At 32.7% G+C, this 25473-nt stretch carries 33 protein-coding genes; 19 read left to right on the forward strand and 14 right to left on the reverse strand.

Features of this window, described 5'->3' with window-relative positions; all coding sequences use genetic code 4:
• Positions 1-118 precede the first annotated feature (118 nt).
• Together MR07_RS03810 and MR07_RS04470 are read right to left on the reverse strand one after the other, a co-directional pair.
• Positions 119-940, reverse strand: coding sequence for a hypothetical protein (locus MR07_RS03810; protein WP_144079589.1), 822 nt, complete (start codon positions 938-940; stop codon positions 119-121).
• A 125-nt stretch (positions 941-1065) separates the two neighbouring features.
• Entirely contained in the window at positions 1066-1203 is a 138-nt protein-coding gene (locus MR07_RS04470) for a hypothetical protein (RefSeq protein ID WP_024071596.1), read from the reverse strand.
• Positions 1204-1492: 289 nt separating this feature from the next.
• On the opposite strand from MR07_RS04470, the gene MR07_RS03820 reads away from it, so the two are divergent.
• Together MR07_RS03820 and MR07_RS03825 are read left to right on the forward strand one after the other, a co-directional pair.
• Positions 1493-2131, forward strand: a complete 639-nt coding sequence (locus tag MR07_RS03820) for a hypothetical protein (RefSeq protein WP_024071597.1) — start codon at positions 1493-1495, stop codon at positions 2129-2131.
• Between the two features lie 353 nt (positions 2132-2484).
• Complete coding sequence (locus MR07_RS03825) at positions 2485-3315, forward strand: hypothetical protein (protein WP_024071599.1); 831 nt, start codon at positions 2485-2487, stop codon at positions 3313-3315.
• A gap of 133 nt (positions 3316-3448) precedes the next feature.
• Here the strand turns inward: MR07_RS03825 and MR07_RS03830 are convergent, their stop codons facing one another.
• On the reverse strand, positions 3449-3733 hold the full coding sequence (locus MR07_RS03830; protein ID WP_024071600.1) for a hypothetical protein: 285 nt from the start codon (positions 3731-3733) through the stop codon (positions 3449-3451).
• Positions 3734-3977: 244 nt separating this feature from the next.
• Between MR07_RS03830 and MR07_RS03835 the strand changes: the two genes are divergently transcribed.
• From MR07_RS03835 to MR07_RS03845, 3 genes are all read left to right on the forward strand, one after another.
• Positions 3978-4697: a hypothetical protein gene (locus MR07_RS03835; protein ID WP_024071601.1), complete on the forward strand. Its 720-nt coding sequence runs from the start codon at positions 3978-3980 to the stop codon at positions 4695-4697.
• Positions 4698-4811: 114 nt separating this feature from the next.
• Positions 4812-5684 carry a hypothetical protein gene (locus MR07_RS03840; protein ID WP_144079590.1) on the forward strand — a complete coding sequence of 291 codons (873 nt, stop codon included), beginning with the start codon at positions 4812-4814 and terminating at the stop codon, positions 5682-5684.
• Positions 5685-5826: 142 nt separating this feature from the next.
• Complete coding sequence (locus MR07_RS03845) at positions 5827-6378, forward strand: hypothetical protein (RefSeq protein ID WP_024071603.1); 552 nt, start codon at positions 5827-5829, stop codon at positions 6376-6378.
• Positions 6379-6618: 240 nt separating this feature from the next.
• Here MR07_RS03845 and MR07_RS03850 read toward each other — a convergent pair whose 3' ends face one another.
• Positions 6619-7692: a hypothetical protein gene (locus tag MR07_RS03850; RefSeq protein ID WP_024071604.1), complete on the reverse strand. Its 1074-nt coding sequence runs from the start codon at positions 7690-7692 to the stop codon at positions 6619-6621.
• A 287-nt stretch (positions 7693-7979) separates the two neighbouring features.
• On the opposite strand from MR07_RS03850, the gene MR07_RS03855 reads away from it, so the two are divergent.
• The gene (locus tag MR07_RS03855) at positions 7980-8633 is read left to right on the forward strand and encodes a hypothetical protein (RefSeq protein WP_144079591.1); all 654 of its coding nucleotides are present in this window, start codon (positions 7980-7982) and stop codon (positions 8631-8633) included.
• Between the two features lie 346 nt (positions 8634-8979).
• The gene (locus MR07_RS03860; protein ID WP_024071607.1) at positions 8980-9903 is read left to right on the forward strand and encodes a hypothetical protein; all 924 of its coding nucleotides are present in this window, start codon (positions 8980-8982) and stop codon (positions 9901-9903) included.
• A gap of 307 nt (positions 9904-10210) precedes the next feature.
• Here the strand turns inward: MR07_RS03860 and MR07_RS03865 are convergent, their stop codons facing one another.
• Positions 10211-10873, reverse strand: coding sequence for a hypothetical protein (locus tag MR07_RS03865; protein WP_024071608.1), 663 nt, complete (start codon positions 10871-10873; stop codon positions 10211-10213).
• A 286-nt stretch (positions 10874-11159) separates the two neighbouring features.
• On the opposite strand from MR07_RS03865, the gene MR07_RS03870 reads away from it, so the two are divergent.
• Both MR07_RS03870 and MR07_RS03875 read left to right on the forward strand, forming a co-directional pair.
• Positions 11160-11402, forward strand: a complete 243-nt coding sequence (locus MR07_RS03870; protein ID WP_024071609.1) for a hypothetical protein — start codon at positions 11160-11162, stop codon at positions 11400-11402.
• Between the two features lie 129 nt (positions 11403-11531).
• Entirely contained in the window at positions 11532-11723 is a 192-nt protein-coding gene (locus tag MR07_RS03875; protein WP_024071610.1) for a hypothetical protein, read from the forward strand.
• Between the two features lie 284 nt (positions 11724-12007).
• On the opposite strand, the gene MR07_RS03880 is transcribed toward MR07_RS03875, so the two are convergent.
• The 8 genes from MR07_RS03880 to MR07_RS04475 all read right to left on the reverse strand — a co-directional run bounded on the left by MR07_RS03880 (position 12008) and on the right by MR07_RS04475 (position 17063).
• Positions 12008-12415: a hypothetical protein gene (locus tag MR07_RS03880; RefSeq protein ID WP_024071612.1), complete on the reverse strand. Its 408-nt coding sequence runs from the start codon at positions 12413-12415 to the stop codon at positions 12008-12010.
• Between the two features lie 629 nt (positions 12416-13044).
• Complete coding sequence (locus MR07_RS03890; RefSeq protein WP_024071614.1) at positions 13045-13521, reverse strand: hypothetical protein; 477 nt, start codon at positions 13519-13521, stop codon at positions 13045-13047.
• Between the two features lie 121 nt (positions 13522-13642).
• Positions 13643-14119, reverse strand: coding sequence for a hypothetical protein (locus MR07_RS03895; RefSeq protein ID WP_024071615.1), 477 nt, complete (start codon positions 14117-14119; stop codon positions 13643-13645).
• A 29-nt stretch (positions 14120-14148) separates the two neighbouring features.
• Positions 14149-14769 carry a hypothetical protein gene (locus MR07_RS03900; RefSeq protein ID WP_024071616.1) on the reverse strand — a complete coding sequence of 207 codons (621 nt, stop codon included), beginning with the start codon at positions 14767-14769 and terminating at the stop codon, positions 14149-14151.
• A 77-nt stretch (positions 14770-14846) separates the two neighbouring features.
• Positions 14847-15542 carry a hypothetical protein gene (locus MR07_RS03905; protein ID WP_144079592.1) on the reverse strand — a complete coding sequence of 232 codons (696 nt, stop codon included), beginning with the start codon at positions 15540-15542 and terminating at the stop codon, positions 14847-14849.
• 316 nt (positions 15543-15858) lie between these two features.
• Complete coding sequence (locus tag MR07_RS03910) at positions 15859-16230, reverse strand: hypothetical protein (RefSeq protein ID WP_024071618.1); 372 nt, start codon at positions 16228-16230, stop codon at positions 15859-15861.
• 59 nt (positions 16231-16289) lie between these two features.
• On the reverse strand, positions 16290-16835 hold the full coding sequence (locus tag MR07_RS03915; RefSeq protein WP_024071619.1) for a hypothetical protein: 546 nt from the start codon (positions 16833-16835) through the stop codon (positions 16290-16292).
• A 63-nt stretch (positions 16836-16898) separates the two neighbouring features.
• Complete coding sequence (locus tag MR07_RS04475; RefSeq protein ID WP_024071620.1) at positions 16899-17063, reverse strand: hypothetical protein; 165 nt, start codon at positions 17061-17063, stop codon at positions 16899-16901.
• A gap of 125 nt (positions 17064-17188) precedes the next feature.
• Between MR07_RS04475 and MR07_RS03920 the strand changes: the two genes are divergently transcribed.
• A complete protein-coding gene (locus MR07_RS03920; RefSeq protein ID WP_144079593.1) occupies positions 17189-17614 on the forward strand; it encodes a hypothetical protein in 426 nt (141 codons plus the stop codon).
• 11 nt (positions 17615-17625) lie between these two features.
• Positions 17626-18270 carry a hypothetical protein gene (locus tag MR07_RS03925; protein WP_024071622.1) on the forward strand — a complete coding sequence of 215 codons (645 nt, stop codon included), beginning with the start codon at positions 17626-17628 and terminating at the stop codon, positions 18268-18270.
• Positions 18271-18370: 100 nt separating this feature from the next.
• On the opposite strand, the gene MR07_RS03930 is transcribed toward MR07_RS03925, so the two are convergent.
• On the reverse strand, positions 18371-19765 hold the full coding sequence (locus MR07_RS03930; protein WP_043901228.1) for a hypothetical protein: 1395 nt from the start codon (positions 19763-19765) through the stop codon (positions 18371-18373).
• Positions 19766-20433: 668 nt separating this feature from the next.
• Here MR07_RS03930 and MR07_RS04685 point away from each other — a divergent pair.
• The 8 genes from MR07_RS04685 to MR07_RS03960 all read left to right on the forward strand — a co-directional run bounded on the left by MR07_RS04685 (position 20434) and on the right by MR07_RS03960 (position 25289).
• Positions 20434-20565 carry a hypothetical protein gene (locus tag MR07_RS04685; protein WP_268743527.1) on the forward strand — a complete coding sequence of 44 codons (132 nt, stop codon included), beginning with the start codon at positions 20434-20436 and terminating at the stop codon, positions 20563-20565.
• Between the two features lie 265 nt (positions 20566-20830).
• On the forward strand, positions 20831-20986 hold the full coding sequence (locus tag MR07_RS04480) for a hypothetical protein (RefSeq protein WP_024071626.1): 156 nt from the start codon (positions 20831-20833) through the stop codon (positions 20984-20986).
• Positions 20987-21154: 168 nt separating this feature from the next.
• Entirely contained in the window at positions 21155-21835 is a 681-nt protein-coding gene (locus MR07_RS03935) for a hypothetical protein (protein WP_024071627.1), read from the forward strand.
• 187 nt (positions 21836-22022) lie between these two features.
• A complete protein-coding gene (locus MR07_RS03940) occupies positions 22023-22697 on the forward strand; it encodes a hypothetical protein (protein WP_024071628.1) in 675 nt (224 codons plus the stop codon).
• A gap of 194 nt (positions 22698-22891) precedes the next feature.
• Positions 22892-23437, forward strand: coding sequence for a hypothetical protein (locus tag MR07_RS03945; protein WP_024071629.1), 546 nt, complete (start codon positions 22892-22894; stop codon positions 23435-23437).
• A gap of 236 nt (positions 23438-23673) precedes the next feature.
• Positions 23674-24012 carry a hypothetical protein gene (locus MR07_RS04485; protein ID WP_024071631.1) on the forward strand — a complete coding sequence of 113 codons (339 nt, stop codon included), beginning with the start codon at positions 23674-23676 and terminating at the stop codon, positions 24010-24012.
• A gap of 98 nt (positions 24013-24110) precedes the next feature.
• On the forward strand, positions 24111-24353 hold the full coding sequence (locus MR07_RS03955; RefSeq protein ID WP_024071632.1) for a hypothetical protein: 243 nt from the start codon (positions 24111-24113) through the stop codon (positions 24351-24353).
• Positions 24354-24560: 207 nt separating this feature from the next.
• Positions 24561-25289: a hypothetical protein gene (locus MR07_RS03960; protein ID WP_024071633.1), complete on the forward strand. Its 729-nt coding sequence runs from the start codon at positions 24561-24563 to the stop codon at positions 25287-25289.
• The last annotated feature ends 184 nt before the right edge of the window (positions 25290-25473 follow it).

Below are 25473 nucleotides of genomic sequence, written 5' to 3' on the forward strand. Positions count from 1 at the left end.
CTTGTCTAAAAAATACTTTTCATTCTGTATATTTATTTTCTCCAAAGAGAATCTTTCAAAAGAAAAGTCACTATAAAGACTTTCTCCTTCGGCTTCCAACTTTTAACCGATTTTCAACCTATTGCCCCTTAGTCTTCAAAATATTCATATTTTCTAATAATGATTGTGCCACTTGTAACTCAATATGTGAGCCAACATTGGCAGAAGCTTCATTCAATTGTTTCTCTTGTAAATCAAAATGATTCGTTGCCCTTCACCACCCTCACATTGCTCTATCGCTAACTAATTGTCTTTTTGCCTTTTCAATAGTTGCGACAGAACTATTCAAAACAGAAATAGCTTTTCTGTAACTGTCTTCGTCTTTGAAGAAATGTTTATAAGGGTTTTGACTTCAACCCCCTCAGTCATTTTTAAACATTTTCATTCCCTTTCCACCTTGTTTAGTTAATCGAATTTTGTCTTGAAGCCAGTTAATTGTTCTTAAGGAGGACTTTATTTCCTCTAAAGAAGGCCTGCTAGTTTGTCTTTGGGCAGATAACTGACCATCCTCTAGTTTTTTGATGGCATCTAGGCCATCCATTAATTTAGTTTTTTCATCTAAAAGAGTACTGAAAAACTCATACATTTTTTGCAAACTTTTTCTTTCTTCTTTAGAAATTGGGGTCGCCGACCCTTTTTTTGTCTTTTCTTTAGATCATTGTTCAACTTGCTTCTGTACTTTTTGGAAATTTTCTAGATGTTTTTGTTCAGATCCTTGTCTTCCATTTAAATATCGTTTGACAGCATAGTCATATTTTTCTTTAAGTTCTGACTCTAAACTTACAACTTTATCTTCAACACTTATTTCACTCTTCAAGTCCTTAACTATAGACTGTATGCCTCCTTGATTATCTACAAAAGAACCTAATGACAGATTTTTTGCATCTTTTCCTAAATCCAACGAAACCGTTGGTAGGTTAGTAGTAGACTCAGAAAACTTAAAGGGAGATTCTTGAGAACTACTTACTTCTCCTTTTAGAACTAATTGATTAGAACTGTTTTCCAGTAATTTGCTACCTAATTCCCCTATGTAATGCCCCCCCCGAAAATAGAAGAACTTAGACTATCAAATATTCCATAATTGTTATTTAAAACAGGTATTATTGCACCATTAGCTCCCAAGAAACCAACACTTCCTAGTAATAACTTTGATCTACCACTCATTTATGCGTAACTAATGAATTATGGTTTAAGTCTTAGTTTCTAATTAATAATTAATTACAAAGAAGTTTATTAATGATTTAATTCCTTTTGAATTTCTTATCTGTAATTTAACTGGCTTGCTGATCTGGCATAAAGAAATATTTATTAGTTACAAAATTAATCAAAAATTAATAGATTAAGAACAAAAAATAATACTTTCTGAAGATTGTTGCATCAATTATTTAAGTTAAAAAGACGCCAGTAAAATCTATAGAAAAACTTAGATTAATTTATATCTTTTCTTTCCTCTTTGTTAGGAAAATATGAAATGATTGCTTTAGGTTTGGGTGGAGGTACTGCAAGTTCCGTTGCAGGAATGTTATCTACTTATAAATCTACAGAAGTTGTTGTGTCAGAGGCAGATACTAAAGATGTAGGAGCCCAAACTCCAACAGAACAAGAAGACAAAGGTGATAGTGTTTCTGGTTTCGAATCACCTCAAGATGCTACTACTTCTGAAGAGGGGGCAACTAGTGAAAGTGTAAGTGAAGGAGACGGTGTTACTGCGCAACAGCCTTCGTTAGGACAAGAGATGGGGGTACAAGATCCTGATTTGGATGTAGAAGAAATAAAGTCTACAACTGCAGACTCCGAAACAGGGGATAATGCAGACGGAAAAGTAAATCAAGCTGACAGTGATGAGCTAGGTACACCTAGTCTTCAGAAATATGATGATTTACAAGTTCAGGGAACTCCTACAAACGCAGAGGGTGGAGAAACTTCGGATATTCCTCTTGGAGACAAAAAAGATAGCGAAGGACCTAAAGTTGATCCAACAACAAAACAAATTGCGGAACCGAAAAGTAATGTGAAAATTGTTTCTGCGCAAGAACCTGTTTCCTCAGTTCCTGTAGCAAGTACTCCACAAATCACAACAATTTCCCCTTAAGAATCCTCTAAAAAAGGTAGTTTCGCAATGAAATCAGGAGATTACGAGAACCTAGAAGATAAAGAATTTGAAGCTCAAGAATGTGACATAAAAGAAAACGGGGGACAAGTGTTCTTCACTTGCCCTTAAACTTTTTCTCGTCAACATACAGAAATTAATTTCTCTTTTAATCCCTCAGAACACAGTGGTTTAAAAGGTAAAAATTGAAAAGAACTAAAGGAATTATCTATCTCCCCGAAACTGGAAAATATTATTGTAGGGTTTGTGTTTTATGGAGATGAAAGTAATGAAATAGAGATTCCTCTCCCTTTACCGCAAGAACTATTAAATAGTTATTAATAGTTTTTTAAGAGGTGTCTTTTTCTCCATTATTGGCGGGCAAATACCTTTTAACTTCTTTAGGGATCGGTAGTGGAATTGCAGGAGCTTTTTTTGGAAAAGGTGATTCCAAATCAAACCAAGAACAAGTAGTTCAAAAAGAACTTTCTCCCTCTGAACTTCAAGCGGGAGAAGTCTTTAGATCAGGAACTACAGAACAGACATTTGTTGAAAGTTCTGAAGATACAGATAACAGTGGAGCACATAAGGATGACAAGTTAATTGTGGAAAATTCTCCACAAACAGTGAATAGGCCAGAGTCACAAACGCAACAAAATGTAGATTTACCAACTGAATCTAATCTAGAACAAAAAGAGCAAGAGTCTAAAATTGCTCCAGAACTTCAACCAAATCAAAATATCCCAGTTAAAGTTGATTCTGTAAAAGCTCCAGAAACTTCTTTCTCCGCAATAGGAAAGGAACAACTTCAAGATGTTCCTTTGCCAAGAAGAAAAGCTAATCCTTCAAATAAAAGTTGATTCAATATTAGCTCTAGTAATTACAATGATTTAGTTCTCAATGAGTTGGATCCTAATGATTGTCAGAAGAAAGTAGATGAACAACAAGTCACTTTTGTTTGTTCATGAGATATTTCTTCTTCTAAAGAAAAAACAAATATCAGCTTTTCTTTTGCTGTCTACGATTACCCTAATTTACAACAAAAGAATTGAGAAGATCTAAATGAGATTTCAATTTATCCAGAAGAAGACAATATTACTATAGGTTTGATATTTAATGATGATCTAGGAAGTGAAATCAAAGTTCCTATTGTTGCTCCTAAGGAATATTTAGAGCAAGTTAATTAATAGATAAGTTATCAGAGCAAAAATCTTTTATAAAAGAGTTTTTTGAATAGCTTTAGATCGGTAATACATTTATTAAAAGTTAGTTAGATTATTGTGTCTTTTTACACTTCCTGAGTAGTTAAATATTTGTTAATTACTTTAGGAACAGGTGGTGGTATTGCAGGTACACCATTCTATTACCTTCTAGTTCTCCTTTAAGTTCTATTTCAAAAGATTCTCAAGTGACTGAAGACAATAAAGTTTCTGACACTTCGACAGTGGAAATCAGAGAAACTAGTCCCTCTACCGATATTCCTGTTTTGCAATCTCCAATTAAAAAGAAAGAACTTGATGATAAGTGGAATAAGTAAAACAGTTGTTTGAGTCACTCCTTATATGAAAAATGTAAATCTCTTCTCCCAACATGATTTATTTCCACTACATCTGGTTGAGATTAAAGGAGTTTATTTATTAGTTAAAAGTTAGTATTATGGCCCTTTTCTCCTTCTTTATTATCTAAATACTTACTTTTTGCTATTGGATTAGGAAGTGGAGTTATAGGCACTGCGACTGGCACAATTAGTGTTAATAATTCACGGGAGCAGATAGTACAAATTAAAGAGACTCAACAATCAACTAATGATGGTCTAGTTTCACAAGTTTCTGTTTCTTCTGTGCGAACCTTGCAAGACCCAGTTGAACCTCAAGAACATTCCGGAAATCACGGTGATGCTCATTCTTCTGAAATGGTTACAACTCCTGAAAGCGATGAAAAAGGGGATGCGAAGAAAGAGTCTCTAGGAAGAGAACAAGATAAAGAGCCTCCTTCAGAATCTTTAACAAGAGAGGCGCCAGAAGAAGTTCAAAGGCCGGAATTAGAACCATCTTCTATTGTTTCCAATGAAGGACAAGATCCGAAAGAACTTCATTTAGACACGCAAATTACATCTCCAGACAGCAAAAATACAGAAGGGAGTCCTGTTTCAATTTCCGAAACTCCCCCGCAACCTTCAGATTTGCCAGAAGATTCAATAGATGAATCTTTATCTTCCTCTAAAGAGTCAAGTGTCTTAAAAGGAAGTGCATTCTCTATAAAACTAGGAAATTACAGTGATTTGGAAAGTATTGAATTGGAACCTAGAGAATGCAAAATAGATGTGAATAGGGATCAAGTCTCTTTTTCTTGTCCTCCAAGCGAATCAACTTTAAATACTCAAATTGATTTATCTTTCCCAATTTCTGAAGAACCGAAGCTCAAGGGTAAAGACTGAAAGAATTTAACAGAAATAACCATTTATTCTAGGGTCGATAACATCGGTTTAGGTTTGATATTTGACCAAGGAGACGGAGAAATAGAGATTCCTATTGAAGCTCCAGAAGAGTATCTACAACTAATGAAGTAATAAATAATTTCACTTTTTAAGAGATATTTAATTTTTTTTAAAGCTGATTCTAGGAATTAACTGTAAACAAAGGATAGTTAGTAAACTAGCTTGACAATAATTTAGATTATTGTTATGATCCTCTATCCTTCTAAAGTAGGCAAGTATTTATTGTCCTCTTTAGGATTGGGTAGTGGATTGACTGGAACTTTGTTCGCTGTATCTAGCCATAACTATCCTCAAGAAAATGTTGTTCAAGTGGAAGATGACGTTTCACGAAATGTTGAAGGAGATGTTGAAACGCAGGAAAGTGAAGAATTTGATGCAACTTCTGGAGTTAAAGAAAATGTCGACGTACAGGGATTAGAGAGTCAAGCTGAATTGCAAATTCCTGAAAAAGACAATCAACACAATGAAGGTTCAAGAAAAGATTTCAAATTACAAACTGAGGAAGTTGCAAAAAATGAAATGGAACCACAAGAAGATAAAGGAAAACAAGATGAGGAGCCGGAAGGAGCGATTCTCCCTAAATCTCTGGAGACTTCAAGTGACAAATCAGAAACAACATCAGTAGCATCAGAACAAGTTCCTAAGGAAACTTTTCCTAAAACTTCTCCAGAAACAACTAAGGAATCTACCCGTGCAGACCAAGCCATCCATTCCAAAGGAAATGGATTTTCATTTCAAAAAAAGGAATCTTCTGATATCTTGGCAGAAGGATATGAATGGTCAGTTAAGGAGTGCGATCGAAATGAAAAGGAAGGACTAATGACTTTTTCATGTCGTCAAATAGATGTTTCAACGCCTAACACTTTGATTACTTTCTCTCTTTCTCCTAATTCAATTCCAGAATTAAAAGATAAGGATTGATCTAAGTTACGAGAATTGTCAATTTCTTCCCCTAACTTAGACAATGAAATTACTTTAAAATTGGTGTTTGAAGATGGATATTCACAAAAACAAGTGGATATTCTTTTGAAAGAATTCAAAGACTCAAAGTCCAATTAAAAGATTTATATAAGTTTTTCAAGTATTTTTATTTCAAATGCCCAAAAAAATAAAAATTACTCCATTTATTTAGAAAAAGAAAAGCGCAGGAAACAGCTTTTCAATTTCTTAATCTCAAATAAAATCCTTTGATTTTTAGTAAATGATTGGATTAAGGCTTAATGCCATTGTTTCTGTGTTATCTATAAGTGGCTTGGGAGTTGGTGTTGCCTATGGGTCTTCAATACTGATGGGGGAGGGGCATAAAACAATAAAGAAATCTTGAAAAATAGAGTCTCGTGAATGTCTAACTTGAACTTATGATTTTCTGTCAAGCACACTAATTGTTTGTCGCCCAAAAGATCAAGGTAGTCAAGTTCCTTCGTTCTATCTTTGATGGATTAAAGGAATGAATTTTGAAACTGGATTAGGGCAATACTTTTTCCCAATAGAAACCATAAATGTCTCTCAAAATAAGATCAAATTCACTTTTAAAAACGACTCTAAAGATTTGTCCGGAGATAAAGAGTTACACATGAAAAATTCATACACTCAAAGACCTAAAATTGAGACACTGAACGGACAAAAATTAGAGGAAATATGCAAATTAGAAACAAATAATAATCTCAATTGTACCGGAACAGGAGGGGCGCAAGCATATTATTACAAATTAACACAACCACAAAATTTCAACATAGTTTCCGGAAATTATTAAAGGAGACTCAATAATAATTTCAAAAGTTAAAAAATAAGTTTTTAGCTATTTTTGACAATTACATCATTCTTACCCAGATTGATGAAATTCAACAGTTTTGACCTTGTTTAAAAAGACTTAAATTTTGAAATAAATTACAAAAGATAAGTTCTAAGAGATTAATTTAATAATTGTTATTTCCTCAAAAAATTACTAATTAATAAGTTAGTTCGATTTATTTTGATAATTAAGACTTTTCTGTTATTCCGGCTTAATTCATTCTACTAATTTACTTGCTACTTGCATTTCTAGATCTAGTATTGCTTCGGAAACGGCAACTTTAAACGAATTTTCGTGGCGTTTGATTTTTTCAATTCTTTTGGCATTTACTACATTTTCTCCCAATTTTCCCATCATTCCTTGTCCGGCCTGAAAATTCTTTAAAGAGCGTTCAGCCCTTTCTAATTTATCCATAACGGCTTTATATTCTTGTCTAGAGTTAAAAAAGACTCTAAAAGGATTTTGTTTTCAATTACCTCAACCATAAGTTTTTTCTTCTCCTTTTTGGTCTGGATTGAAAACTATTCGACCCGCTTCATCAAGATACTTAACTCTAATCTTTAGGTATTTCTTTTTCCAGTTAATTCATCTTAGAGCTCTACGAACATCTCTCCACTGGTGTTTCATTTTTATTAAAGAGTTTTTTATGCTATCTCCATTATCCAAACTAGTATCTCTTAATTTCAGTAACAAACTATTAGTACTCTCTTGTAACTTAGCATGAATTAAATAAAGTTCTTGAAGAGATCTTTTTCCTCAAACACCTATTTCAGAAATAGATTTCTCTCCTGCTTTGATCTCCCTCTCTAATCCACCTTTACCTTTTCATTCAGTTATTTTCTCCCGTGCATCTTTTAAGTCTTGCAAATATTTAATCAAATCTTTGCCAGATGTATTTTTAGAGAAAACTCTTTGAGATTCTTGCTCAATTGAATTAATCTGATCTTCTCGGGAAATTTCAACGCGAATACCTTTTATCGCATCTTGAGAAGAATTAGTGTTAGAGAGATTGTTTATTGAATCTATATGGATTGGGGAAGAGGTATCAGAAATATTAAGACTCGCGCCAGTAGTTATTCTGCTACCTCGATAAACACCTTCTGCTAACTTTAAACCCTCTGAGTTAGCTCTTCCTATTTTTAAATTTGTTTTAGCTTGACTGTCACCGACAGTTAATCTGTTACTTAATTTTTGTTCCCCTATTCCTGCAACAGCAAAACTAGAACTATTCAGGGAGTTGAATATAAAAGGAGAAGCAATCCCATTTGCCCCCAAAAGGGCAAAAATACCACCTATTATCTTTCAGTTCTTAAGTAGTGCGGGCTAGAAAGATTGAATTAAGAAAAGCAGAAAAATTAATGAAATTAACTATTTAATTTATAAATTTTCTTGTAAACAAATAAAAAATAAATTATACTATAGAGTCTTTTTTATGTAATTCCAACTGATTAATTCCATACTTGTTTTTCAATTGAGATGGAAATCTCTATACAGAGATTGATTCTGGAATTTACAATCAATGAAACATTAATTAAATAAAGAAAGCCATTTAGGTCACTCTTATGGCATTGTATTCATCGCAATATAAATATTTATTTGTTGCATTAGGGGTTGGCGTTTCCCTTGCCGGTACGTTTGTCCAGAAATCCGGTCTTTTACCAAATAGTATGGTTAAAGCTCAAGAAGAGACGACAAATGTTGGCACAGAAGAAGAAACGCAAGTTCAGATAGCAAAAACACACTTAAAACAGACAACTGATTCCTCGGGCGAGAATCAACATGAATTTGCAGAACCAAATGAAGAAACTGAGACACATGTAGATGAAGTTAAAAATAGAGAAAAATCTGATAACCCTGCACGAGTACAGGCGTCTGAAATTAGAGAAACTACAGGTGAACCGATTCTTCCGGATAAAGGATGAGAAGTCAATCGCATTCAAGAAGATACTCTAATCCCGACCCCCGAGACAAAGCCTTTGACAATAAAAGTAAAGGAACCTCCTGTTCAGTCAGCTCAAATTAAGGAAGCAAGTCTCAAAGAGGAAATTCACGAGATTGTCTCCGATGACACAGAAGAAGACAAAAAAGTATTAACAGAAAATCATATTCCTTCCAAAACATCAACTTCTTTTGGAAAGAATTGATTCTCGATGAATGCTGAAGCTTCTTCAATAACAGAAGAGGGATATGAATGATCAATTAATGATTGTGTTTAAAGTCGAAAAGGGGATCAAATCATTTTTAAATGCAACTTAGACCTTGTCAAATCTAAATCAATTGTTGAACTGGCTTTCTCTTCCGAACTAGTTCCCGAGCAAAAACAAAAAGATTGAACTAAATTGCAAGAATTATCAATTACGGAACCCAATCTAGAGAATGTAGTTACTCTGGATTTATTATTTAGTGATGATTTGGCAAATCCAGTAAAAATCCCACTTAATCATCTGAATTCAAAGGTAGATTAAAAATAATTACATAAAAAATGTAAATCTCTTTTTTCGAGACAGTTTATTTAAGATACAACATACTTAGTGTAGAGATTTTTTAACTAGTTAAATCCCTATGTCCTTATTTTCAAAATCTTTACTTTCTTTTTTAGGATTGGGCAGTGGAGTTATGGGAGCTCTACTTGGAATTATGAAGGAGAGTTGGTCAGGAAGGGGCATGTCGCAAGTTCAAGTTGAAGCTGTTTCAAATGTTTTGTCAGAGGGGAGTGTGACAAACTTACAGTTCGATAGTCAGAGTCGCCCTGATGTTGACGTTGGGAAAAGAGAAGATTCTTCTTCTGAGGGAGAGTTGGGATTGTCTGCTTCTCAAAAATCACATTCGGATGAAACAACTAAGTCTATAGAAGATGGAGAAGAACCTAAATTAGGTAAAGAGCCAAGGGTACAAGCTAATTTACCAGAGAAAGTTGAAACGCAACTAGAAGAGGCGAAAGAAAGTTCAGAGTCTGGGGATGTGGTTTCGAAACCTAAAGTTTCCCAAGATGAAGGGAGAGAAGCTGAGTCAGAAATAAGTTCTACAGACTTAAGAGAAGGTGAAGATAGAAATAATCTCGACGAACTTTCTGAGATTTCTACATCTATATCTGGAGCGAGTGAATACGTAGATGTGTCCTCTTCTGGAGAAAACCGTAAAGGTTTGAAGAGCGGTTCATTTAAGATGGACTCAAAATTTTACGACAGTTTGGAAGAAAATGAATTAGCACCTGAGGATTGTCAAAGGCAAGAAAGAAAAGAACAAATTACATTTTCTTGTCGTTGGGAGCTTTCAAAGCCTGAAACTAATATAAGTTTTTCTTTTTCTAAGTCAGAGGTCCCTAAACTAGAAGGGAAACGATGAGATGATTTACTAGTAATTTCAATTTATACATATTTAGAAAATTTGGAAGTAGGATTGTTATTCAGCGATAATAGAGCGGAAGAAATCAAAATCCCTATTGATTTGCCTAAAGATTATCTACAGCAGATGGGTTTGTTATAGTAACAAGTTATAAGATACTAACTATCTAACGTAGAAGTCATTAATTCAAAAAGAACAACAGATCACTTGTACTTTTTTTAACGTTGTTCATTTATTCCTAGTCACTATAGAAAAGAAGAGTAATAATTAAATTTTTTCTAAAAATCTATAAATCTTCTAGATTCTTAAGTTAATTTCGTTTTTCTATCTCTCGCCACTTCAAGTTTCTCTAAATTCTTCTTTTCAAATTAATTAACAAAAATATCAAAATTAATCTTTTTTCAACTAAACAGTTCCGAAAACACTTGTCAACTAAACAAAACAAAAACTAAGCTGATCCTGAACTATTTAAAAACCATTCGGGTAGAGGAAGTAGGAGATACACTTCTCCTTTCCCCAATCCTCCACTATCGATGGAAACAGAGTCTACTCTTTTATTAGGTATTTGTGTTTGATCTAATAATGGTTCTCAAGTTCCGGAGATAGTTGTCTTTAGTCCCGAGCCATTAAAAGTCATAATATATTTACTTTTTCGATGCGTTATGCTTTCCACCTGCTCATAATGTGTATCGATTTCAAAATCCTTCAAAGACCCCTTTAAAACTTCTTCTTTCAGAAAAATCTTTGGAAATAATCCCTGTCAATATTCTGATAGTGAACTATGTTCATTTTTAGTTGAATTTTTGCAATCAACTGCAACATAGTTTTCTTTATTTTTGTCGCGACCTGAAAGAAAATCTTCTCATTCCTTGAGAAGTGAGGTTAATTTACAACTTCCCTTTTCTTCACCCTTTCCAGCTCCAGAACTAACTACTTGTTCTCCTGATTCTCTTGTGATTATTTGGTCGGGTTGAGGTTCAGCGATTTTTAAAGTCTTGGGTTGAGCTTTAGAACTTACAGTATTTTGTGTTTGAGAAAAATATATTGGTATTCCGGCACAACATCCCCCTATGGCTAAAATTGCAGAAAAAATTTTCAATCCTGCCGGCAAGATAGAAGAAATTGAACTTCCTTATATGTGACTAGATTATATTGAGTTTGTTGGTCTGAGAAGTAATAAGATTTGAAAATATTTAACTTAAAAACTATCTAAAAATTACATAAATTTCTTCCTCTAAATAATTACTTATACATAACTGAACTAAATGCAGATTAAAACAACATCATTATCAACTATTTAACATTTTCTTGTTTTTTTCTTGAAATTTCCCTAAAAACCAATGATAACTACCAAGTAACTCACAAGAATCCAAAATAATTAACTCTAAAAATTAGAAATGTTTGCCAACATTTCTTTCTTGTCACTCAAAACTGGGGGGGGCTTAGTCTTACTCTTGGGATGATGTGGCACGTTCGCAACAACTACAATGTTTAAGAATTTTCCAAAAGATTGTATGAAGAAGGCCAAATTTAAGCGTCTCAGAGTTAGGCGGGAGTGCTATAAATTATTTACAAACTCTAGTCAAGGAGAATTGATAGTTTGTCCTGATCAAAAAGAATGGACTAATCCTGTTTTTTAATTACGTTGAAACAGAAGAGAAGGTCACAACCGTAATCATTACACTGAAGTAACAAAAATAAAGGTAGAAAAAACTCCCGAAAAAACACCAATTGAAGTAGAGTTCCCCGACTTACACAAAAATATCACCATGAGTAAAAAATATGTAGATATTTTGGGCACACAAGTAGACAAGTTAGAGAATCTGAATTCTCTGGACTTGAAGCAAAAATGTAAATTTGAAACTCAGGAGAAGACTTTTCCTAAATTAATTTGTGATAAATATTCTCAAGAACTTCGTTATAGACAGTACTATTTAATTCCTCAAATTGTTTCTAAATAAAAACTCCCTCATAACCTTAATCCCTGCGGGAGGGGATTTAATATGCGCAGATCCAATAATACTTAAAACAGAAAGGTCAATTGGAGAGAAAAGTCCAGAATAAGACGTAGAAGTGTAATTCTGACATATGCTTATGTTGATAACTTAAATTTCGAACGTGCAAAACATAAATTTTTTGATTTATTTGACAGTAAAATTAAAGGAAAATTTTGACATCCAAAGAAAAAATATTCTTAAAAAATATATATATATCTAAAAGATCTTTAGATAGTTTTTAGTAAGAATTAATTAGCTATGCCCATAAGTACCAATGCACTTGCTTTAGTTGCTGGAATTGGAGAGGGTTGCGCAGGTATTCATTGACTACTTAGACAACAATAAGGTTCTTCTAGTGGTAATCCTGTAATTCAAGCAGTTCAGTCTGATAATCCGTCTTCAGACGTATCTGTTGTAACTTCAGATTCCCTTTCTGCTCCCGTTACTAGTGAAGAAGCTATTTCTGAAGCCCCCGCATTGAAGGCTCAAGAAGTAGCTACTCCAGCAACTATTACACCAGGAGTAAAAGAAATTGTGGGAAATTGTGTAATAATAAAAGCACAAATTAGTCTTGGCGACACTGAGGATATTACAGAAGAAGAGAGGGTTCTAGAAGAAGCTATTTGAAATTCTGGCAAGGAAATAAGTGTAGACAATTTTCTATCTGTTTCTTGTACTAATACTTATGAAGGGGGAGATGTTAAGTTCCCTAGTAATTGAGAAGGATAATTTCCAAACAATCTCTTTACAGGTAGGGATGAACTAAGTAAGGGAAATAAGCTTGAAATAAAAATTCAAGTTACGAAAAAAGAAGAAGATTCAGAAAACTCTCGGAAGATAGTATTTACAGGGAATAAATTTGAGTCTACTGTGACGGGGAAGTGAACAGGAGAAGTAATAACGGACTTTGAAATCCGGAAAAACACGTAAATGTGGTTAATATAACTAACCCCTCTTCCTCTCCAAATGTAGCTTTCATAAAAGTCAGTTAAGTAAATAATCTAAAAGCCAAAATTTAAGTGAAAAATTTGAAAACTTTTAACTAGAGGTAAGGTAGAAAAAGCAGTTTTAAGAACAATTTCTAAAGAGGTTAGTATCTAAAACTTTAGGTTACTGTTTAGGATTAAAAATTTGAGAGAAGGGAAGAAGTTAAATGTTTACAAAAAGAATATGAAACAAATTCTTCTATTAGTTTTCCTGTAGAAGAGAGGTAAATGGAAATAAATAGATTTATTTAAAAAATTTACATGGATTTTTAAAGAAAACTTCCGTATTTATAAATCTATTATTGGGAACAATTTAATTTTCAATCATTTGCTTCCTTTTCCTCGAGTTTGCATTTTTCAATCTCCAATTTTTGTCCGTTACCAACTTCCCCTCTTTTAAATAAAACGTCTCCTTTTTCACTAAATAATTCTTCGGAAGGAAAAAATAAAATTGGGCTATCTTTTTTAGAATCTTTTAACTGTACTTCTATAGTTACTTTTCTAAATATCAAACTATCTACTAACAAGGAGGTCAAGTCCCAATGACTTTTAAATCACTTAAATTGAACTTTTTTATCTTTTAGGTTTCCTGCCCCATTTAGACAAACAATTAACTCTCCTATATTGTCTTCTGAACCCTTAACTACTTTGCAATTCCCTTCCTTCTTTGCCTTCTCTTCTAAAGTTGGATATTGTTTTAAAACAGAACTTAAAGTTGCGGGAACGACTGAAGCAACTCCTGCTGTTCCCGCGAGAACTGGAATAATAATTTTCAACTCTAAGGTAACTAAAAACTAATTTTTCTCTAAATTAATTTTTATTTAATCCTATTCAAGAATTAAGATTAAGCAACTGCGGACTTCGTGCAATCTAATATTCAGTTTTCATTATTGCCTTTTATTTCACAATTAGATCCTCAAAGCTGCAACTTTCTTGAGTCTTTAAAATGGCGTCTGTAGAAACTAAAGAACATGTCGGATTTAAGGTAAATCACTTGTCTTCTAAACCTACGACAGTTACAGTTACATTTCCCTCAACTTGCAACTTCAATAAATAACAATCATTTTCTGGAAATCTTTGATTTTCAATTTCCAAAAATGTTTGATTTAAGTGTTTATCAAACCATTTGAATCTTAGATTGAAATTTTCAGGCTTATTTTTTGCTTTGAATAGGCAAGAAAGCAATTCTTCTAACTTGTTGGAATTATTTTCTTGTCCAAACTTATCTTCGCAATTCCTTGCCTCTAATCTAACGGATTCTCCCTTATCAGTTGAGTTATTGGAAAAAATATTTACATTAAATAAAGAAGGTACAACTGCAGTTGAACCAATTAAACCGCCAACAAGGGAAAGAAAAGCTTTAGAGGAAAACAATTTAAGTTCCTTTTATTAAATGACTTAAATTAGGGATTTTCTTGACAACTAACTCTTCATTTTTCATCTCCTGATAAAGATTCTTCTATCTTACATTGTTTTTCACTAAAAGATTTTCCACCTACAGCAGAAGTAAAAACACTTCCTTTCAGGGTAATCATTTCTGGTGTCAAGTTAAATCTAACATGTTTGGAACCTAATTCATTTTCTTTACTTAAATTAATCACCAATTCACTTGAAGTAAACCTTAAATTCTCAACTGAGATAGGCATCGAATGCGAATTAGAGTAATACTCAAATTCTACTTTTGAACTCCTAAAACTTTCCCTGCATGCCCTTATCCAAGAACTATCTTTAATAGACTTCACAATTTCTCTACATAAAGTTGGGTTATTATGTCTTTCTTCTAATTTTTTCGCCAAAGATGTAGAAGGAGAAGTGGCCGAGACATCTTCTGTTATTTCCTTAGATATTTCTGTTTGTTGGGAAGAAACTTCACTCTTTTCTTCAGGTAAGGTAATTTCTGCTTTTTCCAAAACTACCGAATCTGTAGAAGAATCAAAGGAAGATTTAGTAATTATTGTGGCAGGAACTGCAGTACCCACTACAGCAATACTTCCCAAAAGTGTTGCTTTTAAAGATAAAAACATAAACTAAAAAAACTAAAAACTATATTTTATTGATCTTTTCTATATCTAATGAAATGGAATGTTAGATAATCTAAAAACTATTTAGAATCTTTGTAACATTTTATTTTTCAATCTTCTTGTTGAGACCCATCTTTCTTAGTTATTTCCAATTTACATTGTTTTTCAGTAAACTTTTCCCTTTCAACGTTGGTAAGATCCATTAACAACTTTCCAGTAAATACATCTTCAGAAAAATCCATTTGCTTATTGTCTAACCCTAAACTATCTAATTTAGTTAAGTTAAAAAATAATGCACTATATGTTTGTCTCATGTCTCTAACTTTTATAGGCATTTCTCCTATTTGATCTGGATAGTACATAAATTCAATATCTAGACCATCTTTATTTAACTTACATACTCTTAATTTAGATTTGTCTTTATTAGATGCCAAAACATCCCTACATAAATCTGGATTATCAGTTCTTTCTTTATATTTTCTAGCTTCATCTAATTCAGTTGAAGAGAATTTGGAAGCGGGAGCTGGTTGGGCAGGTTCTACGATTCTTGATGCTTTTTGAATTTCCGCAGAAGAACCAGTTAGATATTGTGTTTCTTTAGAAGATTGGGCTACTAGAGTCTGAGTAACTTTGCGTTCTTCCGGATCATTGCGGGAAACTACTTCTTTCTTGACAGTTGAAGTTCCGTTAAATTTATAAATAGCTACTGCGGTAGTTATTGCAGAAGCGAGTGAAAAGCCACCTATTGCCAACATAAGTTTATGAGCAAGCAACATTTTATATAAACAAAGAAATTTTAGAAACAGACTAAGTTATTTTTCAATAGCTTTTTTGTAATCAATTTTTCCAGCCTCTATATCTCTGTATGTAAATAAGGATCTAAGAATTTAATTTCTGAAAAAACTTAAGAAGTGATTAAAGAAACTAAAAACTTTTATGTTTTTGAAGAAAAATTAATTGAACTTAACAACTTATTTTCCAATTTTATTCTCCTCGAACGTAATCAGTAACTTTACATGAAGAGAAATCAAACTCTCATTCATTTTCAATAGGCATTTTTCCTAAATGAGTATCTCCCTGACCTTTAAATACTTATGATTCGAACTGTCACAATCTGGAACCAACATTCTCTGCACCTTCCAACACAATTCTCAAATTTCCTGAATCTGTTATTGTCATCCCCTTGACAACTTTTGGTTGAGAATCTCCTCATGAATCAAATCATTTAAATTTCACTACCGATTCTTTTGGAGACTCTTGTTCAGTAATACAAGCTATTAAGTGTCCCCCAAGTTTAACTTGTGGTTTGTTCACTTCGCCCAATACATCTCTACAATTTCCCATTCTTTGTGCATGTTGCTCATCCGATAAGTAATCGGTTGAGGAGGTGGTTGAGTAAACTGTAGCAGAAATGCCTGCCACCCCGCCGATTAAAGGAATGGCTAGCTTATGAGAAAACAACATATGTCAATCAAAAATTTATTCCTAAATCTTTTGAGAATTTTATTCCAAATATATTCCGATTACTCTTCTGATCTAAGTAGATTTATATCTTTAATATTTACCTTCAAATTCATCAAATCTAACAACCTTTTAGCAATTTGTAATTCAATTAGAGAGAAAGAATTTTCTTCCATCTTATTTAAAGAGACTTCTCGTAGATGGAAATCTTGCAGAGCTCTTGTTCAATGTGCTAAAGCTCTTTCTCTAGAAATCTTCTGTCTTTCGTGGGAAATAGTACGAGAAATGTTATTTACTCCAGATATAGCCTTCTTAAATTCATCTTCTTTGTCATAAAAATATCTGTAAGGATTTTCTTCTCATTTTCCTCAATCATTTGTAAGAACTCTGGTTTTGCTTACATCATTTTTTGTAACCTCAATCTTCCCTCCAGTTAACTTAATTTGATTTAAAGCTTTTTTTATCTCTGTTGAAGAAGGTGTTTGTTTAGGCTCAAAGGAGGGCTTCCCAGATTCTTCTATTATCTTTCTAATGTCATTTAAATCGTCAGTTAATTTTTCTCTGTGTTCGCGAAGGTTGCTATAAAGCTCATAAATTTTTTGCAACAAAAACCTATCTTCTCTAGAAAGGGAAGGTAGAGGGAATGACTTTATTTTCTTAGTAAACGAATCCTATACTTGTTGTTTAATCTTGCGAAAATTGTATAAATCTGCTTTTTTCTTCACTTCATTTCCCCTTAAATGATTGTGAACTGTAACTTCATATTTCTGGGAGACTTCCTCTTCCAGTTCCTTTACCTTATCAGAAGTATCAATTTCTTTTATTACATTCTTCACTGTAGATGAGACGTCTTCGTCTCCTCTTTTTAAGATATCTACTGATAGGGAATCTTCTCCTTTTCCAATCTCCAGATTTACTTGAGGTAAGTCAACTATATTTCCTTGTAAATCTAAATTATCTTATGAGGATTGGCTTTCTTGTTTTATATCTAACTTATTGTCTTGGTGTCTCGAAATATCGTCAGTGTGTTTTCGAAGTAATTTATGCCCCCCCCAGTCGTTCTCTTTTATATTCTCAAATAATCCAAAATACTTATGATGGTTCAGATTCTGAAATTCATAGAGATTGAGAAGGTTCATTCCCAAACAATCTTTTTGTAAGTAGAGATACATTAATAAAAGGAAAAGGTCTTGATATGAAGATACAAGTTACACCACTAGATTCAAGCAATTACCGAAAGATTACTTTTGAAAGTTATAAATTTACTTCTCCTGTAGTGGGGGAATGAAGAGGAGAAAGTGAATTATCAGGAACAAAGAATGTCAAAACTATTCATATCACAGATCCAAAAATGCCCCAAAACAGAATCTATCTCGCATTTAATTAGGTAATTTTTAAATGGCTTTAAATCCTAAGCTATTTACTTTAGTTGCTGGAGTTGGAGGGGGATGTGGAGTAGTTCCTTTCTTATTTGGGCAAAACAATAGTTCAGGTTTAACTGAAACTCAAGCTGCACAAAACAGTGTTACTGAGACTTCTGGAACTGCCGTTTCTGACCCTGTTCCTGAAACTCCTGCAGATCCTGAAAGATTAGAGCAAAAGGCTCAAGAAACTGATGAAACTCAATCAACAGTGGTTCCAAAAGTGGAAACAGGAAATTGCACAGTTCTTGCTAATCCTCAAGATATAGTAGATATGTTGTACGATCATTTTTTTGAGTTGGAAATGGATTACATCTTTTTTTCTTGTCAAGATACTGGAGACAAAATAATGCCTACAGACTGAAATGGCGCATTTCCAAGGGATTTAGTTATTGATGAACAGAAAATGAGAACTGGCAATAAATTCGACTTAATGACTGAAACTACAGAAAGTGATTCAGAGAATTACAAAACAGTTTTAAATAGTGATAAGTTGAAGGGTTCGAGTGTATTGGGAACTTGGAAAAAACCTTTAGAAATAAAAGAAGAAAAAATAGTTGCCCCTATCACTATTTCAGAAGATTCTAAAAAAATTTATCTAATATTTAAAGATGTTTTTTAAAAGATAATCTACTAATAACTTCGGTTCGATAATTTTTTAAGCTTTAGACAATTAGTTCTTTTAAGAAATTATTGCCTGTTTAAAACAAACTAGATTCCAATTAACTCTTTTTAATTACAGATTCTTTAGACACTACCGTTTTTTGAGTATTGTCTCATTTCAAGCCTAAGAAATCTAAATATTGTTTATAGTTCTTAATTTCTATTGTGTCATCGCCATGAAAAATTCCCAAACTTTTTGACTTATTAGATCAATAAATTGGTCTAGCTAGAGAAATACTTTCTAAGTTTTCTTCCGTAATATCTTTAAGAGAATAGTTGATGGCTGGAATAACTCCATTAGCTCCTCAATCTAACTTCATAACTTTCCATTTTCCTAAATAAGAATAGTTTTCAAAATTACGTCTGCTAGCGTGTTTTCCTGGATCATTTAATCATCAACTTAAAGAAGGTAAATCGTCAAGTTGGTATCCTGACTTGTAATATTCTTCTAAGTTATTATTTGTGAATTTGTCATTCACAAATTTATAAAAATAATTCATATCATAACCTCCACTCCAATAACTTCCTTTTCCTTTCCACTTCCAAACAGTTAACTCCTGTTTGGCTTGAGCCAAAGAAAAAATTTTGGCTTTACTATCTCATTTATAAAGATTTACCAAAGCTTTAGCGGACTTTCTTCCCCTCCAATTTTGGTCATCTAATTCTTCCCAATTCCAGAAATAATAGACAGGGTTATTGTCTTGGTATACATCTAATTTATCCAGAATTGCATTCATGAACAATACGTTATCTGGATTTCCTAACCTTTTTTCAACTAATACACTTGCTTCAAGCTCCTTTGATACTACCCCATCTTGAGAATTGTTTTGTTTAAGGCCTAAAAAGTCTAGATATTCTTTATAAGTTTTGATTTCAGTAATGTCTTGACTTGCGCTACTTTCCTTAGGTCCCTCTGCAAAATCCTTGGGCTTGCTAGACCAATAAATTGTTCTAGCTAATTGAATGTTTTGTGATTGTTCCCGAGAGATATCATTTGATGATTTGTTGAGAAAAGGAATACATTTTGCAGTTTCCTTATCTAACTTAATAACTCTTCACTGACCAACATAAACTGATTCCAATAATGATCTTTCTGGAGAAGATTTGTTCTTCCCTGTTCAAGACAAGGAAGAAGATCTATAAGTATCATATTGAGTTCACAAGTAATTTTCCAAGTATGGATTTAAGAATTGATCTTCTGCAAATTTATAGAAATACTGTAAGTCGTAACCATTGCCTAAGGCCTTACCACGTCCTCACCATTTCCAAATGGTTAACTCTTGTTTTTCTTTAGCAAGAGTGAATATTTTGGCATTACTATCCCATTGATATAAATCCACTTTGGATTTGGACCTATGTGCGGGATTACTATTTTCTGTTTCTTCTCAATCCCAAAAATAATAAATGGGATATTTTCCCATGAATGAGTCAATTTTGTCCAAAATGGAATTCATGAATAAGACATTATCTTGATGTCCCCTAATTCCCCAATTTTGGGGACTAGGTGTTTTTAATTCTTGGGCTTTCGGTGCAACACCTTCTTGCTTGTGCTCAATTAACGATAAAGAATAATTCTGAACTTCTTGTTCTCTATAACTATTTTGTGATTCTAAAACTCTCTGAGAAGTTAGTTCTAAACTATTGTTTCCATTGATTATCTCGGGGGGGGCAAGGGAAGATAACTACTCAAAGTATTTGCTCATGTGAGAGAAGCGACAGAAACTGGCGCTAAACCCAAAAATCCTAAAGCTACTTTTATAAGAAGAGACAATTTACGAGACTACAAATTAATATGCAATTTCAAAAAATTTTAGATACTTAACCTCTGTCATTTCCCTGAATCCAAATAAATTTGTTTTGAAGTGTTATCTAACTTAAAGCCCAAAAAGTCTAAATGCTGTTTTAGTTTTTAATATCAAGATCTCGATCCCTAATATAAATTAATCTCAAGAAGAAGTCAGAGAAAAGACTACTAATCATAGAAGGCGCCAAAAATATTAATCAGCCTTAGACTTAAAAATTCATTCCCCTTTAATTACAAACAAAGATGCAGAAATAATAGAACTTAACTAAATCTGAATGCCTGATTGAACTTTTTTAGTATTACAGGTCAGAGAATAAGATGATTTATTATCATCCTGTGAAATTTGACAATCTTTCTCTGGAATTAATGGATTTTTTTGAACAGTTCTTAATCACGATGGATAATGACTTAATTTTTCAATATGTCCACCAACCAAATGGATATCTATAGAATAACTTCCTTTAGTACTAATAACTTGTTTTACTTGTGGAAACGTTTTGTTGGATTCTGAAATTTTGTTTTTATTAAAGAAATAAAAATTAGGTTCATAATCATCTTGGCTTTTAGTCTTTAAACATACATATAGTTGAGTTACTTTACCCTGACTTTCTAATGAGGCGCAACCTCTATACTCTCCATCCTTAACTAACTCCTGTATAGACTTAGTGATAATTTCACTAACTTTTTTGGGTTCTGAAGGAATACTAGATTCTTGTTGTATTACTACTTGGGGGGGGCAACAGTAAATGCTGGAACTAACTCCTTATTTTGATTAGCAAGTAAAAAAGAGGAAATAGAAACTGCACTTAATCCAGAAAAACCGGTAACGGTTTTAGTTAATAGCGACAATTGAAAGGCTAGAAGTTGTTAAAAGTATCCCTTAAATTTTAAAGTTTATGGTTCTTACAGTTTATTTTGTGCTTTTAGATCTAAATTATTCGAATTGTCCGAACAATTCCCCCTGATTCTTAAATCTTGAAAGTTCCTAATTACTAGTACTAATTAGTGAGCTCAATACAATATAAGTCACTAATAAGTTATGTCTGCTGGAGTGAAGTTTTTGGCAACTGTTTCAGCCATGGGTGTTTGTTGTGTTGTGTTACCATTATGTCTTCGAAAATCTCAAAATACAGTAATGTTGTCATCCCAAATTAGTTCTTCAGGGTCAGTTGAACCTGCAGTTACTAAAACAGGTCCTTCAAAAGAAATTAATAAGGTTTCGGGAAGAACGGTAGTTAGTTCTGATTCTGGAATAAGTAAGGCAAAAGGGGCATGTCAAAAAACCCCAATGGTTAATGGATGAGAAGCCTTTCTAACAGCGCAGGGAAAAGTTAAGAGTGATTATGTAGCTGTTGATTGCACAAATATAGCTCTAAAAAATGACCACATTCCCCTAGAAGGAAATTGACAAGGATTATTCCCACAAATCTTCCTTACAGGCGAAGTAATACTTGGAACTAGTCAGAAATTTGAAATTGATAGTGAGACGGAACAGTTTGAAGATTTAACGCATAACAGAAGTGCAAATGTTATGACTTTTAGTGGTTTAGGGCTAAAGTCTATTATTTCTGGAATAAGAGAAGAAATGGATTGAACTCAATTGCCACAAAAAAGAGTAGCTTCTGTTTCAGTTGATGAAGAAAAAATAGGAACTAGGGATATATACCTTATTCTTCCTGAGCTGGAACAACTTGATTCTGAAGATGAAGAAACTAATTAGTGAAAGTAACACTTAATCCTTAATATTGTGTTTTTATTTCGAAAGAGTTAGACTTAGTTCTTTTTTTGCTCTAAATTAAAACTAAGACATAAATCTAAATAGGTTTATTTAACATAACTAAATTAAGCGACAATCAGAGTAACGCACAACTTCTTAAAGCTGTTGAATAAAAAATTTATTTCATAGCATGACAATAATTCCTAAAGTTGTAACGATTATCACAACTGTAGGAGGGGGAATGGCTGGCATTCCATTATTATTCCAGAATTCTGATAATACAGTTAACACAAGTTCTCCAGCAATTCCTTCTAATTTGGAGACAGAGAATCCTAAATCTGAAGTGACAGAAACTTCCAAACAAGAAACTGTATCAGCTTCAGAACCTGAAAAAAATCAAGAAAATGACTTATCTTCTGATAATGCAGTGAGGGGGAATTGCAAAATTATTGTGACTTCCAAAGAAAAAGAAGATATTCTTTGAGAACATTCCTTGAAATTAAGTGATGACTATCTAACTATTTTGTGTAACAATACTAACTCAAATGACGAAAAGGGAGATTTGTTGCCTAATGAATGAGTAGGATTATTTCCTAAGAAAGTTATTTCAAGTGATGGCAGTTTAGGAATTGAAAGTACATTGGATATTGAGGCGACAACTACTGTATTAGATCCAGAAAATTATAGAACTATTTTTAGTGGAAGCAGGCTATCGCCTACTTCCTTAACGGGAGAATGATCTAAAATTCCGACAATCATAAATAAAGAGGAAGTTGTAGTTGTAAATATAAAAGAGAATATTGCAGAAATTTTCTTGCTTTTTAAGGATAAATTGATTTTCAAAAATACTCAAGAAAATAAATAAAGTCAATAATTTTGTTAGAAATTTATTTTTCAATTAGTTGCTCGGGTAACCATTGATTCACTCTAGCGAAGAAATTATTCAGTCCTTATAAGTGTTAAGTGAAAAACTTAATGATTAATCTTTTTTAGCTTCTTCGGGTGACCTTGTAAGTCTTTAGATAGCCCTACTTAAAATCAGATTCAATTTAGGTTGAAATGGTTTTTATTTCGCCTAAAAGTGTTTTACTACCTTTATTCTTAGGTGGTTGTGGAGTGGCGGTAACAGTTCCAACGACTTTGAAAAGTTCATTGAAGGATTGCAAGAAATACATTCGAGTTAAACAGAAGTGTTATAAGTTATTCATTAATAAAGATGAAGGTGAGTTTTTAGCTTGTGTAAAGAAAGAGAACACAACTCAACTAAATTTCATTGTCAGGTGAACAAGCAAAGAATCTCGTAAAACTCCTCTATATGCCGAAGTGACGAAAATCAAAATAGAAAAACCTATTTCAGAAGATCGAATTAAAGTAGAATTTCCTGAATGAAATAGGAGTCTTGAACAGAAAAATAAAAACTGGGTTAAATTCCTAGGTACACAAATAAGTAATTTAGAGAAGTTAACTTCTGATGATTTGAAAAAATCTTGCAAGATTGAAAGACAAGACAGTGAACAAACTCCCAAACTAACTTGTGGAACATACACTCAGGAACTTCTTTATTCTCAAGAATATCCTATTCCGAAAATTCTTGTTGAAAAATAACCTTTTTAAGACATGCTTGGAAAACTATTAATAAAATTCTGGATAAATTGCTTAATAGCCGAAATGTGACAAACAAAAGTATTTAACTTACTTAAATAAACTTGAAAGAAATGGGGAAAGTTTTTGGATTCAAAATTCATGTACTTCATAAAACAAAAGATTCTGTTTTTAAAAGAGTTTTTGCATTCTTGTCTTAGATTACTAAGTTTTGCTTAAAATGTAAGAACCAATCCAATATGTATTTCCCGATACCCAAAGAAAAAGAAAAAGATTGGTATTTATTTTTAAGCCAGTTTATCGAAGGTGGTGTTATAATTGCTTTGATAATCAGTAGGGGAAGAATATTAACTTATTGTTCCCAAACAATACATCTAGAGAGCCAAAATAGGAAGAGACACTTCGAGTTGTTTTTTGACCAAAATTCGGGAGGATTTTTATTTTCCCTAGTAGAGACAATGAGGTTGAAATTGCCTTGGGATTATGGTGAGGTAGAACTGATCAGAGAAAGAAACACTCACACAAATTTAGGACATTTCAAGCTTAAAAGCGTAAGTTTGGAATTCTATCATGATTAAGTAACGGGCATTTAACTAAAAATAATCTGTAGGTATACTAGTTAGCAGTAGAGACAAAATAAATCTGGAGACTTAAATTTGTCTGGAGCTTAAATAGAGTGGTTCTAAATCTTAAAATCTTGACCTTAATTTTGGGATTAGGGGTTGGAAGTGTAGGAGCTCCATTGTTGCTGTCTAGCCGTTCTCAGAAATTAACTGAAACTACTTCTCAAATAAGTCAAACAACTTCAAGTTCTCCCGAAACTTCTAAAACAGAGGGTTTAAAAGTTTGAGAAAAAGATTTGTCATTCCCTAAGAATATAGAGGATATAGTAAATCTTTTTGGAGATTCTGGGAGTTAGATGAGTTAGAGATGCAAGGTTTGTTAACTAAAGGATCGATGAATTAGTAGTACCTCAGAAACCAGATTAATTAATCCACTGTAAATATTCTGTAAGAGAAACCAAAAGGATCTTTAAATTCAATCTTTTCATATCGTTCTTTTATATAAACTTCAGATTGCGAATCTACTTTAAAGACATAATCTATTTCAATTTGTGAAAGAATAATTGGATTTAATTCTCTATAGGAATAGGTTTCATCTATTCAATATTTTTAGTGTTATTTGACTTGGAGTATCACTTATACCCTTATCAATAATAGGAATAGATATTAATGGAACAACAGGAAGGTCAAGAATTACCATAAAAAGGTATATATATCCTAGATTTGTGTTAGGTTCTGATGAAAATGGTAGAGAGTTAAGTATAGAAGCAAAGGGTTTATTGGATAAAAAGGGTACTAATGTTCTTATACCTTTTAGTTCTATAAAAATGCAATGAGGTTATAGGAGATTAGGTGAATATGACACATTAATTAGTACTTGCAAAACAGGGGAATTTTATGTTGCAGTACATGATTGAGATAAGTGATATAGATTGGATAATGTCAAAAGAATCACTTTATCTCAAGATATTTGCTCAGGAAATTTGAAAGATGGAGCGAAGTTTATTGACATGAAATTTAAGAAGAAAGAAAATAATGGAAATGAAGGGGAGAAGGATATTAGTAAGCTGAAATTAACTCTGAATAAATGTAATTTTCAGTGAGAAGATAAGAATCAAAATGGGGTTACGGGACAAAGAGCCTTGAAGATGATTTGCGAGGGAGAGATAAATGAATCTATGGGAAGGGTAACAAATGGAAATGGAGAGTATAAGGAGGGGGATGTTGTTTTAACTCTAGGAGAAGAGGACTACAAGCTTGAATACAAACCTACGAAAAAAACTAATAAATAAGTCTTTTTAAAAATAGTTTCTATCGATTCACAAACATATTTACCTAAAGATAAATAAGAATACTAGAAATTTCGGTCACTGAATGGCAAATATAGAATTGATTAGGAGTCTTTTGGTTATTTGGCTTTAGTAAATAGAGAAAGAAATCTTAAAGAAAGGGTTATTCGTAATTTATAACAATCTC

This window comes from Mycoplasma ovis str. Michigan, assembly GCF_000508245.1.
GTDB lineage: Bacteria > Bacillota_I > Bacilli_A > Mycoplasmatales > Mycoplasmoidaceae > Eperythrozoon_A > Eperythrozoon_A ovis.